The 13,580-nt window shown below is 67.5% G+C and carries 13 protein-coding genes; 5 read left to right on the plus strand and 8 right to left on the minus strand.

Going from position 1 to position 13,580, the window contains the following annotated elements; all coding sequences use genetic code 11:
- The first annotated feature begins 22 nt into the window (after positions 1–22).
- The 5 genes from ELQ90_RS14430 (at position 23) to ELQ90_RS14455 (ending at position 5,477) form a co-directional block, all read left to right on the plus strand.
- Positions 23–973: an ABC transporter permease gene (locus ELQ90_RS14430; RefSeq protein WP_128495976.1), complete on the plus strand. Its 951-nt coding sequence runs from the start codon at positions 23–25 to the stop codon at positions 971–973.
- Positions 970–1,872: an ABC transporter permease gene (locus tag ELQ90_RS14435; RefSeq protein WP_128495977.1), complete on the plus strand. Its 903-nt coding sequence runs from the start codon at positions 970–972 to the stop codon at positions 1,870–1,872. The genes ELQ90_RS14430 and ELQ90_RS14435 overlap by 4 nt, the downstream gene beginning before the upstream one ends.
- The gene (locus ELQ90_RS14440) at positions 1,869–2,852 is read left to right on the plus strand and encodes an ABC transporter ATP-binding protein (RefSeq protein WP_128495978.1); all 984 of its coding nucleotides are present in this window, start codon (positions 1,869–1,871) and stop codon (positions 2,850–2,852) included. Before ELQ90_RS14435 ends, ELQ90_RS14440 begins: the two co-directional genes overlap by 4 nt.
- Positions 2,849–3,667, plus strand: coding sequence for an ABC transporter ATP-binding protein (locus ELQ90_RS14445; protein ID WP_128495979.1), 819 nt, complete (start codon positions 2,849–2,851; stop codon positions 3,665–3,667). The genes ELQ90_RS14440 and ELQ90_RS14445 overlap by 4 nt, the downstream gene beginning before the upstream one ends.
- 397 nt (positions 3,668–4,064) lie before the next feature.
- The gene (locus ELQ90_RS14455) at positions 4,065–5,477 is read left to right on the plus strand and encodes a recombinase family protein (protein WP_128495980.1); all 1,413 of its coding nucleotides are present in this window, start codon (positions 4,065–4,067) and stop codon (positions 5,475–5,477) included.
- Between the two features lie 170 nt (positions 5,478–5,647).
- Here the strand turns inward: ELQ90_RS14455 and ELQ90_RS17220 are convergent, their stop codons facing one another.
- The 8 genes from ELQ90_RS17220 to ELQ90_RS14490 form a co-directional block, all read right to left on the minus strand.
- A complete protein-coding gene (locus ELQ90_RS17220) occupies positions 5,648–6,421 on the minus strand; it encodes a rolling circle replication-associated protein (protein WP_424980831.1) in 774 nt (257 codons plus the stop codon).
- Positions 6,422–6,753: 332 nt separating this feature from the next.
- The gene (locus tag ELQ90_RS14465) at positions 6,754–8,565 is read right to left on the minus strand and encodes an AIPR family protein (protein WP_166409078.1); all 1,812 of its coding nucleotides are present in this window, start codon (positions 8,563–8,565) and stop codon (positions 6,754–6,756) included.
- A 56-nt stretch (positions 8,566–8,621) separates the two neighbouring features.
- Complete coding sequence (locus ELQ90_RS14470; RefSeq protein WP_128495982.1) at positions 8,622–9,884, minus strand: HNH endonuclease signature motif containing protein; 1,263 nt, start codon at positions 9,882–9,884, stop codon at positions 8,622–8,624.
- A gap of 118 nt (positions 9,885–10,002) precedes the next feature.
- Positions 10,003–10,176 carry a hypothetical protein gene (locus tag ELQ90_RS16705; protein WP_166409088.1) on the minus strand — a complete coding sequence of 58 codons (174 nt, stop codon included), beginning with the start codon at positions 10,174–10,176 and terminating at the stop codon, positions 10,003–10,005.
- A 230-nt stretch (positions 10,177–10,406) separates the two neighbouring features.
- Positions 10,407–11,180, minus strand: a complete 774-nt coding sequence (locus ELQ90_RS14475) for a glycoside hydrolase family 16 protein (protein ID WP_128495983.1) — start codon at positions 11,178–11,180, stop codon at positions 10,407–10,409.
- Between the two features lie 57 nt (positions 11,181–11,237).
- Positions 11,238–11,555: a hypothetical protein gene (locus ELQ90_RS14480; RefSeq protein ID WP_128495984.1), complete on the minus strand. Its 318-nt coding sequence runs from the start codon at positions 11,553–11,555 to the stop codon at positions 11,238–11,240.
- A gap of 120 nt (positions 11,556–11,675) precedes the next feature.
- Positions 11,676–12,926 (minus strand): tetratricopeptide repeat protein, encoded by a 1,251-nt coding sequence (locus tag ELQ90_RS14485; RefSeq protein ID WP_128495985.1) that lies wholly within the window; start codon positions 12,924–12,926, stop codon positions 11,676–11,678.
- A 76-nt stretch (positions 12,927–13,002) separates the two neighbouring features.
- Positions 13,003–13,580: hypothetical protein (locus ELQ90_RS14490; RefSeq protein ID WP_133425024.1), on the minus strand; the 578-nt coding region annotated here is incomplete at its 5' end.

Raw genomic sequence — 13,580 nt, forward strand, 5'->3', positions numbered from 1 at the left:
CCACCGGAAGCGCACCACCTCGGTGATCCGGTTCGTCCTCACCCGCGTGGTGCTGCTCGTCGTCGGTCTCGTGATCGCGAGCGCACTGATCTTCTTCACCCTCCGCGTGCTGCCGGGCGATGTCGCCCAGATCATCGCGGGTACGCAGGGCACGCCCGAACAGGTCGCGGAGATCCGGGAGCAGCTCGGGCTGAACGTGCCGCTGCCGCTCCAGTACCTCGACTGGATCGGCGGGATCCTGCGCGGCGACCTCGGCACCTCGCTCGTCACCGGGACCCCCGTCGTGGAGGAGCTCGCCGAGAAGGCGACCGTCACGGTGCCGCTCGCGCTGCTCGCCCTCGTGATCGCCCTGCTCGTGAGCGTGCCGTTCGGCGTGCTCGCAGCGCTCCGGCGCAACACGGCCGCCGGCACCGCGTTCGCCGTGACGGCGCAGGCCCTCGCGGCCGTTCCCGTCGTGTGGGCCGGCATGATCCTCGTGATCGTCTTCGCCGTGTGGCTGGGCTGGCTGCCGCCGCAGGGATTCCCGCGCGACGGCTGGGAGGAACCGGGTGACGCGATCCGCTCGCTGCTGCTCCCGGCGCTCACGATCGGCGTGGTCGAGGGCTCCGTCCTGCTCCGGTTCGTGCGTTCCGCGACTCTCGAGGCGACCGGCCAGGACTACGTGCGCACGGCCGCGGCCACGGGACTCACGCGGCGGCGCGCGCTCCTCACGCACGGACTTCCCAACGTGGCGCTCTCCGTCGTCTCGGTCCTCGCGCTCCAGGTCGCCGGACTGCTCGTCGGCGCCGTCATCGTGGAGCAGCTCTTCACGCTCCCGGGCGTCGGTCGGCTGCTCGTCACGAACGTCGGCAACCGCGACCTCGAGATGGTGCAGGGTGCCGTCTTCGTCTTCACCGCGATCGTGCTCGTGATCGGCGCGCTCATCGACGTCCTCGCGCGGCTGATCGATCCGCGACAGCGGGAGACGACATGAGTGAGCAGAACCCGCCGCGGCTGGAGGCTGTGCCGCGGAGGCCCCGTCGCTCGCCGCGCTGGCTCGCGGCCTTCGTCCGGCACCCCTCGGCCATCTACGGCAGCACCGTGATCGTGCTGCTGCTCGCGGGCGCCGCGCTGTCGTACGTGTGGACGCCGTACGACCCGCAGCGCGCGAACCCCTACGACCAGTGGTTGGCTCCGTCGTTCGAGCACCTGCTCGGGACGGACAACATCGGCCGCGACATCTTCAGCGTGCTGCTCGTCGGCGCGCGTGTCACGGTCGGGGTGGCCGTCGGGAGCGCTCTCGTGGCGGCGGTCGTGGGCATCGGTCTCGCCGCGCTCGGTGCCCTCACCGCTCGGTGGCTCCGGGAGGGGGTCGCGGTGCTCGTCGACGTGCTCATCGCGTTCCCGACGCTGCTCATCGCGATGATGCTCGCGTCGGCCTTCGGCGGGTCTCTGCTCGTCGTCGTTCTCGCCGTCGGCTTCTCGTTCGGCGTCAACATCGGTCGGGTGTCACGGCCGGAACTACGACGCGTCCGACGGGCCGACTTCGTCCTCGCCGGCCGCGCGGCGGGCCGGGGTCCCGTCCGCAACCTCACGACGCACCTGCTGCCGAACGTCGCGCCCGTGTTCATCGTGCAGTTGTCGTGGGCGATGGCGGTCGCGATCCTCGCCGAGGCCGGACTCTCCTACCTCGGGTACGGCGCGCCGTCGAACACGCCGTCCTGGGGCCGGATGCTCGCCGAACTGCAGTCGTACATCGGCATCCATCCGTGGTCGGTGCTGTGGCCCGGTCTCGCCATCACCCTCACGGTGCTCGCGTTCAACCTCCTCGGCGACGCCATCCGTGACGTGACCGATCCGCGGCTCACTCGCGCTCCGGTGGTGACCGCATGAGCCTCGAGGTGAGGGATCTCCGGGTCGTGATCGACGGGCGCGCCGTCGTCGATGGCATCAGCTTCCGCGTGGAGGACGGCGAGCGCGTCGGCCTCATCGGCGAGTCCGGGTCGGGCAAGTCGCTCACCGCCCTCGCGATCCTCGGCCTGCTGCCCGACGGCGCCGTTGCCACCGGCAGCATCCGCGTCGACGGCGAGGAGGTCGTCGGTGCGAGCGACCGCGACGTCGCGCGATTGCGCGGCAGCCGCGTCGGCATCGTGTTCCAGGAGCCGCGGTCGTCGTTCAACCCGATCCGATCGATCGGCCGTCAGCTCGCCGACCCCGTCCGGCGGTTCGCGGGCGTCTCCCGCACGGAGGCCGCCGCTCGCGCCGTCGAACTCGCACGGCTCGTGCGCCTGCCCGATCCGCAGGCCATCGTGCGCCGGTATCCCCACCAGGTGTCGGGCGGACAGCTGCAGCGCGCGGCGATCGCTCTCGCTCTCGCCGGAAGCCCTCGGCTGCTCATCGCAGACGAACCGACAACGGCCCTCGACGTGACGATCCAGGCGGAGATCCTCGACCTGTTCGATCGCCTCGTCGGCGAGCTCGGCACGGGCCTGCTCTTCATCACGCACGATCTCGCAGTGCTGCGCCGTATCGCCGATCGCGCGGTCGTGCTGCAGAACGGCGCGATCGTCGAGGACGGCACCGTCGACGACCTCGTTCACCGGCCCCGCACGGAGCTCGTGCGCCGGCTCGTCGCGTCGGCGCGCGCGACGAGCTGGTCGGCGACGGCAGGCGCTCCCGACGCAGCCGAAACGCCCGGAGAGCGCGGGACGCCCGGAATGCCCACGACGCCCGGAGCGCCCGGAGCGCCCCGGGCACCGACGGCGCCCGGAGAGCCCGAGATACCCGACATGCCCGGGGCGCCCGACATGCCCGGAACATCAGGGATACCCGTGCTCGATGATGCTCCGACGGACGAGGAGGGCTCGCGATGAGCACCACTCCGGCCTCCCCACGCGTCACGCCGGGCACTCCCCTCGTCGAGCTGCGTGGCGTCTCGCGTGACTACACGCTGCCGCGCGCGAATCTCTTCACGCGCCCGGCGGTCACGCACGCCCTCGCACCCACGACGCTCGCCGTGCAGTCCGGCGAGGCCCTCGGTGTCATCGGCGAGTCGGGCTCCGGCAAGTCGACGCTCGTGCGGCTCCTCACCGCCCTCGACACCCCGACCTCGGGCGAGGTGCTGTTCGACGGGCAGGTCGTCTCGGGTCGTTCGGACGCCTCCTTACGGTGGCTGCGCCGCGAGGTGGGTGTGGTGTTTCAGGACCCGTACGCGTCGCTCGACCCCCGCATGACGGTCGGACGGATCGTCGCCGAGCCTCTCGTCGCCCTCGGCGTCGACGGCGACCGGCGCGGCCGAGTGCGCGAGATGCTCCGGCTTCTGGGCCTCGGTCCCGAGTTCGGCGACCGCTACCCGCACGAGCTGTCGGGTGGTCAACGTCAGCGGGTCGCGATCGCTCGGGCGCTCGTGCACCGGCCGAAGCTCCTCGTGGGCGACGAGCCGCTCAGCGCCCTCGACGTCACGGTGCGCGCGTCGATCCTCGACCTCGTCGGCACGCTCAAGCAGGACCTCGGCTTCACCCTCGTCCTCGTCTCCCACGACATCGGCGTGGTCGCCCGGTTGTGCGACCGGGTCGTCGTCATGACGGAGGGCGAGGTCGTGGAGCAGGGCGCGACCGACACGGTGCTCGCCGCTCCGCAGCACGCTTACACGCGACGCCTGCTCGCGTCGGTCCCCACCCTCGACTGAGCCGGGAACCACTCGGCGACGCTGATCTCGGCTGCGGCCACCCGAGCCGCAGCCGCAGCCGCCGCAGCCGCCACAGCCGCAGCGCCAGAATTCCGGCAGGGTCGAGCCGTGTCGGAATCTCGTAAGTCCCGAGCACGACCATGACTCCATCCCGACTTCCGAAGTTCTCGTCATCCCGACTTCCGGAGCTCCGGTCCGTCTGAGGCACGCCACCGACGAGATGGCGCACGGAGTTCGGTGATCATGGTGCGTCGTTTGGTCGCGACGGTCCAGTTGTGATGGCCGGGCCCGCGGACGTGAGGCACTCCGCGTTGCATCTGCAGCCGCCAGGGCCCGGAATCGATGATCCGATGATGCCACCAGCAGAGAAGCACGCCGTTACTGACACGTCCGTAATATGACCCCCGTGAAGAAGGTCACGAAGGCTGCAATCTACGCTCGCATCTCGTCCGATCAAACAGGCGAGGGGCTGGGCGTCCAGCGCCAGTTGAAGGACTGTCGCAAGCTCGCGGCCGAGCGGGGTTGGACGGTCGCCGAAGAGTATGTCGACAATGACACGTCGGCCTTTCGCGGCAAAGCGAGGCCCGCATATGAGCGGATGCTGGCGGACATCGAGTCCGGTTCTCGTGACGCGGTGATCGCGTACCACCAGGATCGTTTGACGCGGCGTCCGATCGAGTGGGAGCAGTTCGTCGAGCTGTGCGACCGTGCGGGTGTTGAGCAGCTCGTCACCGTCACGTCGGATATTGCGTTCGGTAATGACAACGGGATGTTGATCGCGCGCATCACGGCGGCGGTCGCGGCCAATGAGTCGGACCGCAAGTCGGCGCGTATCAGACGGAAGATCGCAGAGAACGTCGAACTGGGTCTCCCCAACGGAGGCGCGCAACGTCCGTTCGGATTCGAGGACGACCGCATGACCGTCAGAGAAGCTGAGGCACAGATCGTCCGATCACTCGCCGAGCGATTCCTGGCGGGCGAGTCCGTCCGTTCATTGGCGGCGTGGATGAACGCGAGCGACGTGCCGACGACCGCTGGCGGCACGGATTGGCGGACAACGACCGTTCGCGGGATTCTACGATCAGGACGCATCGCCGGCCTCCGCGAGCACCGAGGTCAAGTCGTCGGTGCGGCGGCGTGGCCGGCCATCATCTCTCCGGAGCAGCGCGAACGTATCCTCTTGACCTTTGCAAGTCGTCAAGCGTCGGGACGCCGTGCTCCGCGCCGCTACTTGTTGTCCGGTTTGTTGAAGTGCGGGAAGTGCGGACACACGCTGTTCAGCTCCTCTCGCGAGGACCGCCGCCGGTACGTCTGCCTCTCGGGTCCGGATCACGGCGGGTGCGGGCGGCTGACGGTCGTCGCTCCACCGGTCGAAGGGCTCATTGCCGACGCGGTGCTTCTCCGACTCGACACCCCGCAGATGGCGGACACGCTGACGGGTCGAGAGCAGCACGACGACAAGTATCAGATCCTCGTCGACGAGAGCCGAGCGGTCGAGGACAAGATGAACGAGCTCACCGACATGTGGACCGAAGGAGAGATCTCCCGGGCCGATTGGTCGCGAGCGCGAAAGACGCTCGAAGCACGTCTCGAAGCAGCCCGACGACAGATAGCTCTATTGCGCGGAACCGACACTCTGAGCGGGCTCGTTGGGCGAGGCTCTGAGCTGGCGGCAGCCTGGGACACCCTGAACCTCGACAGACAAGCAGCAATCGTTCGAGCGGTCTTGGACTACGCGACGATCAACGCCGGAACCCCAGGCGCCCGAACGCTAGACCCCTCCCGCGTGGCCCCCGTTTGGAAGCTGTGAGAGGGCGGCGTTCCGCTCGACCCTCCGGGCCGTCGCCGGAACGCCCGCCCCTCTCAACAGCACTCCAAGACGGTCAACCACCGCAGCATCAGTCACAGCCACCGGCACACCCTGAGCAGCACACGACTCCTCCACCCATCGCCGCACGAGTTCACGATCCCAGCCCACGATCAACGGCCCCACTGCGCCCAGATCGCGGGCGGAGCATGCCACCCTTCGGTGTCTGCTGAGGACCACACTTCTGATGGGATACTCCCGTAAGCCGTCGCGGCCTGTGTCATGACGTCCCCGGACGAGCGGCCTGCGAAGCCGACCGATCGAGGCTGGAACCCTTGAGCAACGTCGTAACGATGCAGGCCGAGGACTCGCGTCGTCGGGTCAGTGAAAGTCTTCGCGACGTACTTCGACAAGTAACGAGCCGCGACCCGCGCTTCCGAGAGGCTGCCCGACCCTACCGGGAGGTCACCGAGCAGCTTGATATCGATGAACCCGTGACCCCACGCCGACTTGATCAGAGACTTCTTGACGAAACGGCCGACCGCGAAATGAGCGTGAAGCCCATGATCCGTGTGATGCCACTCCGGCACCCAGACATACGGAAGCGGCTTACCGCCAAGCCCATCGCGGAGGTTTCGAAAGAAGCGCCCTAGGTGTTCGCGCAGCTCGGCCGGATCGTGGCATCCGGCACCTGCATATGTGAGTGTCCCGAGTCGGTTGAGGCGATTGGCGGCACAGTAGCGTCGAAGGGTCGCACGGGCCCTTCGGCCCGCCTCAGCGGCCGCGCGGTCAGGATCGCGTGCGCTCCCCCACGCGACATACGCCGGTGTGCGCCGGACGGAGGATTGGAACGACCCGCCGCCCTCGGCGGCATCGGGATACAGACGGAAACGCCATCCCGAGTCAGGTCGGAAAAGTGGGTTGAGCGAGGGAGATGAGTGAGACAAGAGGGCCTACCTGGACGCAGCGGAATATGGAGGCCAAATCCATAAGTGCTGCCCAGTGAGCGACGGGTCGCAGGCCGTGCGATCGCTCAACCCCTCCCAGTAGGGTCCCTCTACAAATTAGTTAGTGCGGCGGGCTCCTGGGAGGCACCCGTTTACTCCGCGGCTCGTCCGAGAACGGCCCTTGCCCCACCATCATGACGACCTGGCACTCCGACGCGGAATACCCCCGATAGGGGCTGCCGCGGAATCGCGCGCCGACGGCGCGCGATTCCTTGCCCTCGGAGCGCTACCGGTCCTACGAGTTATGTTGCTCATTCAAGTCAAGCGCGCGGCTACGCCGCGCCCGGGGTTGTAGCGGCAGGCAGAGTACTGCTGGCGATGGCGTCAAAGGGAACAGGATTTGCCGATCGGGTCGCCTCCACCATCGCCGCGAAGTCCTCAAGCGCCCTCGCAACCTTGTCCTGAGATTTCAAGCCCTGGTCCGTAGCAGGGGCGAGGTTCTTCGAGAAGGACAGCAGGGTGTCTACTAGCGGCTGCCAGGCCACTGTCGCCTCGGCGGGCGACAGATTCTTCTTGAATTTCAGTTGGGTTCGATCGGTGACCGGGCGTCCGAGGAGGGTCTCCACGCATGCGCCGACCGCCGCCACGAACAGGAGGTTCGAGCCGCGGGCCCGAAAAAACTCGGCGTGTCGCTTTTGCGCGTCCGTGCGACCTGCTTCAGGGATAGCCATGATGGTCTGTTTGGCCTGATCGACCGCGCGGAGGAGTCCAAATACGAAGACGATGTGTCGCGCACCGACTGTGTCGCGGAAGACGCTGGCGTATGTGGCGTCGTTATCCCAGATCGCCCGCGTCTCGTTGTACGCGAGATTCGGTCGTCCATGGAAAGCCGCGAGTGACTGTGCAACTGAAGAGTCAGGAAGCAGCCCGCGACGCCGAACGATCGCGTCGCTTGCACCTCCGCGGCGCCCGCCTCTGTATTCGGCATCCGGGACCTTTGAGAACTCGTTCCTCAGACGTTCCTGGATCGGATCCTTGCTTCTAAAGTCCGTTGCCTCGACCTTGTTCTGGGTGTTGTTGTACCGAACTATGTTCTGCAGAACTGATGGATCAGTGCACTTCACGAATCGAGCCATGACCATTGCCTCGTCGAGGCGTGAAGCTTCCGACGCGGACAACTCGCCTATTGCGCCAGTAGTTTGACCGCCGTTGACGATGCCCACTCCGTGCACCGTCAATTTCGAAGTAGCCTCGTCGAGCTCGTAGTCGTTGACCAAGATCGTGATGCCGTTATTGAAGATCGCGAAATTCTCAGGCTCCGACTTCGCGGTTTCCTTGATTCCAAAATTGATGTTGCCAACGGACCGCACCATCCCGAGGTAGTCGCGAATGTTAGGCGACATGAGGTCGGTGGTGTGCGTTGACCAAAGGGCCCTAAGCGCAGCGGCGCTTACCGCAGTTGAGAATGCGCTCCATCCATCCGCCTTGAGCTCGAACCCGCCTGGCACATCAAGAGTGACCTCGTCGGCGACCAAGATAGGCGCCTGAGTTCGTGCGTATTCGGCTTCGAGTGCGGTGATCCCATACTCCGTGGAGGTTACGTCAACGTCCGCTTCCGGGAACTCGCGCTTGATGAGAGCATCCGCTGTGCGCGCCGCTTGATCGAGTTCCCGCTGCACGTTCACTGACTCGGGCAGGTTGTGGGAGTACCAGATCTCTAACTCGCTGACCGTACCCGCCAAAAGCGCGGCCCGAACTTCTTCTGCGGCCCCGCGCAATGTGTCGGGAACCGTTTCCAATGGTCCCGAGATGAGCCAACTGACGGCCGTGTTCGCATCCGCGGCTTTGTTATCAGGCGCCGCCGGTTTTGCCGTCTTTGAGAAGTACCCTTGCGCGACGACGATTCTTGAACCGTCGTTCACGACGGCGACCAAATCCGACTTCTTGTCGTTGCTGTGGTCGGTGAGCGCATTGGCAGCGAATGCCTCGATGTCGTCGATCCCTAGTCGCATTTGGGCTAGGAAGAGAAGCAGCGCGTTGCTGCCGTACTTCGAGAGGTCGTCGCGTGTCTCGAAAGCCCGAAAACCGGGACGCTCATTTCCATCCTCGTCGTGCCCTTTTGGTGTTTCGGCGTGATTAGTCATCTGGCCCCTTTGCGTCGCCTTACGCAAAGTATGTCGAAGTCGTGAGCGATGCGGCGCTATGACGCGGGGGTGTATTCCAAACTTGTGCCGTTGTCGACGTGGGTCGCGCCGCCATCGCGGTGAGGGATGACGTGGTGTACTTCGCTCCATCCCGCGGGGATGGAGCAGCCGGGAATGATGCAGCCACCGTCTCGCGCGATGATCGCTCGCCGCTGCATCGGCGTGAAGCAGCGCTGAACAGAGCCCAGGGAGAGGATTGCGCCGGCCGGGGTCAGCGTAACGGGCTGAAAGCCCGCCGTGTCGGCCAGGCTTTCGACGGTCTCCGCCGACACGGGCGTCGTGGTGCCGTCGAGGTAGCCGGCACCACGGCCCTGCTCGAGCACCGTCGCTGCAACGGTGATGATCACGGCGGGCGGCGCTCCGGCGAGGTGTGGTGCGTCGGCGACCCGAGCGGCGGCATCGAGGATGGAACCGAACACGTCGTGTCGTTTCTGCGCACGGTCGCGAGTGTCGGCGCGGTCGGCCGCCGCTTCTCTATCCAGTTGCTCGCTTTCCGCCTCGCTGAGACCGGAAGGGTCGACGAACTGTGGCCCGGCCGCTCGGATGTGCGCGTCGCACAGCCGTCGCAGTTGAGCCGCGACCACGGGCATGAGGGCGCCCGTGACGGTCGTGAGGCCGTCGGCGGTCACGCGGCCGAACCGAAGGGCGCGGTTCTGACGAGCACGTTCCTCGCGGGGTCGGACTCCGTCGGGGTCGATCCGCGCGACGAAGACCGCGACCTGATCGGCGACGAGGTCGACGGCGAGCGGCGGTGTCACGCCGTCTCCCATCGCGAGCTCGACGAGGGACGCTTCGGCGGCGTGCAACACCGCGTCGTCGACGCGGGGGGACACCTTCGAGAGTTGGGTCACGATGAGTCCCGCTGCCTCGATGCCGAGACGGCCGTCGCACACAGCCGCGGCGACCGACTCGAATCGCGGCGGGAGCGTCTGACCCGAGAACGATACGGACGAGGCGAGCGACCGCCCCAGGCTGATGCGCCGCTTGGCGGAGCTCTCCGAGATGCCCGCGAGTCGCGCGACGGAGTCGATGGCGCTCCGGTCGCCGAGCGCGACGACAAGATCGTGGTCGACGGCGGCACGCCGGTCGACTTCCGCCGCGTGCTCGAGCCGGGCGCCATCGAGCAGGCGCCCGATCGCTTCGAGCTCGCGGACGGACTCGATGAGGTCATGAGTGGATGCAGCTCCCACCGACACCTCGCCGAGCGCGACACGCACGTCGGCGCCCATCGCCGCGAGCACGTGCCGGAAGTTCGTCATGGGAACAGTGAACACCACACCACCGACATTCGCTCTCCGCTCATCAGCGGGAGAAAATCCCGGTCAGCGTCCGGATCAGAACCGGACGCAATCCCCCTCCGGATACCCGGCGATCGCGTCACCGTCGTCGACGACCACGCAACCACACGACAGCAGCCAGCAGGAGCAGCACCCCGTTCACCGCGAGCCACACCGCCGCGACGAACAACCACCGCACCTCGCCGTAGACGAGGTGCGACACCAGGGCGATGAGGGCCGCGAACACGATCTCGCCGATGACTTCGAGCGCCACACTCGCGATCAGACCTGGGATCGAGCGGATCCCTCGGCCGACACTCCCCGCGCGTCCCGCAGCTCGGACGGCATCCCTGTCGCGCTTCAGAGGTTCGGGGGGATCGTCGCCCATGGCCGCCACCTCGTCACTCACTCGCGATCTCTCCTCAAGGACTCCTGGCAGCGCCGACCTGCGGGTGCCCGTCCTGTCAGGATACGGCTGAGCGATGGGCCTTTCGCGCCCGGTTGCTATCGCTCGAGCGCCGTTCCCCGCACTCTCCGCACCACGAGCTCCGGCACGACCGCGTCCGCCGGACCGCGGTCGGGGAAGTCGAACACCGCGAGGATGAGCTGCATCGGGTAGTCGGGAGACTGGGCGGTCTCATGGGCGAGCTCGTCATCGATGAAGAACCGCACCCCGTGCCGGGACCACTCCACGGCGTACCGGTGCCAGTCGGCGACGTCGATCGAGGTGCGCCGGGCGGCGAACTCCTCGCGGAGGGCGCGGTCGCGGAACGGGTGGATGCCCGAGCCGACATCGGCATACGCGCGCCCGACGTCGTCGACGCCGATCGTGTCACCGAAGACCTCGACGAGACAGATCTCGCCCGACCGCTCTGGCACATCCTCGACGCCCACCATCCACGCCGAGAACATCGATCGAGGACCGACCGTGGCCCGACACTCGACCTCGACGCGTCCATGATGCGGCGTGAAACCCCAGCATGGTGCCTGCTGCTCGCGCACCACGAGCCCGTCTCGGAACGGCTGTTGACCCTGCATGCTTCCGACCGGGCCCGACCAGTTGCCGCTCTGCACTCCCGAGACGCGGAGCGCGCCCTCGTGGAGGTCCGGGCACCACAACGGGTGCTCCGGCGGAAGGGACAAGCGGAGCCCCTCATCGCCGACCGTCCACGTCGCGGCCGCCTCAGAGGCGCTGCTCCACGCGGGCAGATACGACGGCGTCCAGACGCTCTCGTCGAGCCCCGCGGCGAACGTCTCGTGGATCTCTCTCGGCCCCATGCGATCAGTGAAGCACGAGCCTCCGACACCCCCGAACGGCGGCCCGTCGCGCTGCGGCTAGGCGGGCTGAGCGGGCCCGTCGGCATCCTCCGGGTCGCCCGGTTGCTCGAGCAGCGGCGACGTGGAGACATCACCGAGCTGCTCGACGACCGCGCTCGCGATCGTCTGCGCATCGGCGTCGCGCGTGGCCTCATCGCCCGGAAGAACCCCGTTCAACCACTCGACGAGCTCCTGCTGCGACAGCCCGGCCTGGACACGGTCGGCGAGGCCGCCCGCGATCTCGCGATACTCGTCGCTCGAGCGACCCGCCCCATCCGGGTCGACGGCGGTGATGGTCTCGGCGGCGATGTCGGCGAGCGCGTCGCGGTCGATCATGTTGGCTCCCTCGAGTCGTCGGTCGTGTCATCCGAGCCTCGCAGAATCGTCCCGCCGGCGTCCGGGGTTGACCGGTAGCGCTCGAGCGCCGGTAACCGATCCTGCGCTGCAGGTTCACCGTCATATCTCGGTCAATCCGAGCCGCTCCATCATGCCGTCGTCGTCGACCTCGGCGGGCGGGTCCGTGCCGGCCAGGTCGATCTCCTCGAGAGCGCGCGCCTCCGCGAGCGCATCCCAGCCGGTGACAGCGGATGCGTCGGCGATCGTGAGGTCACGGATCGCGGTGATGCGCGAGCCGAGCGAGGCAAGATCGAATCCCGCCGGGTGCGGTTCGATGAGGATCGGAAGACCGAGACGGCCGGCCCGCACGATGACGCCGGGCGGGGGGACTGCTCGAGTAGGACCGATCCGGAAGACGGGTCGCCGGTTCTCATCGGGAAGAACGTCGCCGTGGAGGTACGGCAGCAGCGCGTTATCGTACAGCGCACGCATCCACGCCGGAGATGTCGCCCCGTCCTCCTCGCGGAACGCATCATCCCAGCTCCCCTCACCGCGCGCGCTGAGCCGCGCACGAGCCACCTCGTCTCCCCCGAGCGCCGCCTTCCGCAGCCACTCCGCGACTTCCTCGGGACGGTCACAATCGTGCTCGAGCATCATCGCGAGGTTGTAGGCCGAGTAGGCGTCGCCCCGCGCGAACCCCTCCTCGTACGCCCGCTGAGCCGCCGGGTACTCCTCGAAGACGTCACTCAGCAGGTTGCCGAGGACGAGCGGCACGTCATCATTGCTGGCGAAGGCTTCCTCGAGGACGCGCCGAGCCGCCTCGACATCGCCGCGGCGCTCGTAGAGTCGGGAGAGGAGGACCACGGCCTCGTCCGCCTCGGCGACGCCCGCTTCGAGAAGGGCGACGACCTCCGCGTCGGTTCGGTCGTCGATTTCGAGAGCGTGCTCGCCGAGTCGGTACGCCGCGCGCGAGTACTCCCACTCGTCGCGCCGTGCCGTCAACGCCCGGCGATAGGACGCTTCCGCCGACGCCCAATCACCGAGGTCCGCGTACTCCTCCCCCAACTCGACGTCGCAGTACTCGCCGAGTGTGCCTGCGGTGAGGAAGAGTTCGACAGCGTCCGCCGCACGCCCGGTTCGAGCGACGACGAACCCCATCGCGTAGAAGGCGCGGCCTCGCTCTTCGGCTTCGCCCCACAGTTCCCAGATGCCGAGGCTCTCGTGGTCGCCGATCGCCGAGTCCAGCGCTGCGAGCTCAACCTCCGACCAGTTCCGGGCCAGGGCGGCATCGGCGAGCGCCTCCCAGTCGCGCGCCTCGAACAGCGCGACGGCGCGGGCGACGTGATCCGATGTCGCGGCCGTGTCCGCCATCACGCCCTCCGTTCCGAGTCCCCTCGACAGTACCGACGGGGACCGCCGCCGTGCGCGTCCCCGTGCGAGGGGAGGGCTAGGTGCGTTTCGTCGGGCTCAGGAAGGCCCCCAGCCGGTCGGCGTCCTGGAGAATCGCCCAGGCGGCGTCGGCGACCGCCGTCGCGGAGGCCGCGTCGCGGAAGACGAGGTGCATCGCCTCCGATTCGGAGTCGCGCACGACCGATCGCGACCAGAGTTCCGCGTCCTTCGCGATCGCGACGACGAGTCTCTCCATCTGGTACCCGCTGAAAGATTCGATCTTGTCCGCGAACGCCCCGGCGCCGTCGGTGGTCACGACGATGTCACCGTGCAGGTTCGGGAATGACCACGTCTCCGACCCGTCCGGACGGAACGACGCGAGCACACCACCAGGCAGGGGCAGCGTCCGCTCGATCACGGCACCGTCACCATCCAGCACCAGATCCGGGGAGTCGCCCTCCCCGCCGAACCCGAACCGCGTCACGACGTCCGGTGTGTTCGCCTTCGACACCCGACGCTCCACGATCCGATCCGACGCATCACGCGTGTACCGAATCGACGTCCCGTCCGCGAGGTTCGTCTCCACATGACGATCCGCCACGTCATACACGAGCGACTGATCCGCGAGGGTCACCG

Origin of the sequence: Labedella phragmitis (assembly GCF_004078635.1) — a bacterium.
Classification (GTDB): domain Bacteria; phylum Actinomycetota; class Actinomycetes; order Actinomycetales; family Microbacteriaceae; genus Labedella; species Labedella phragmitis.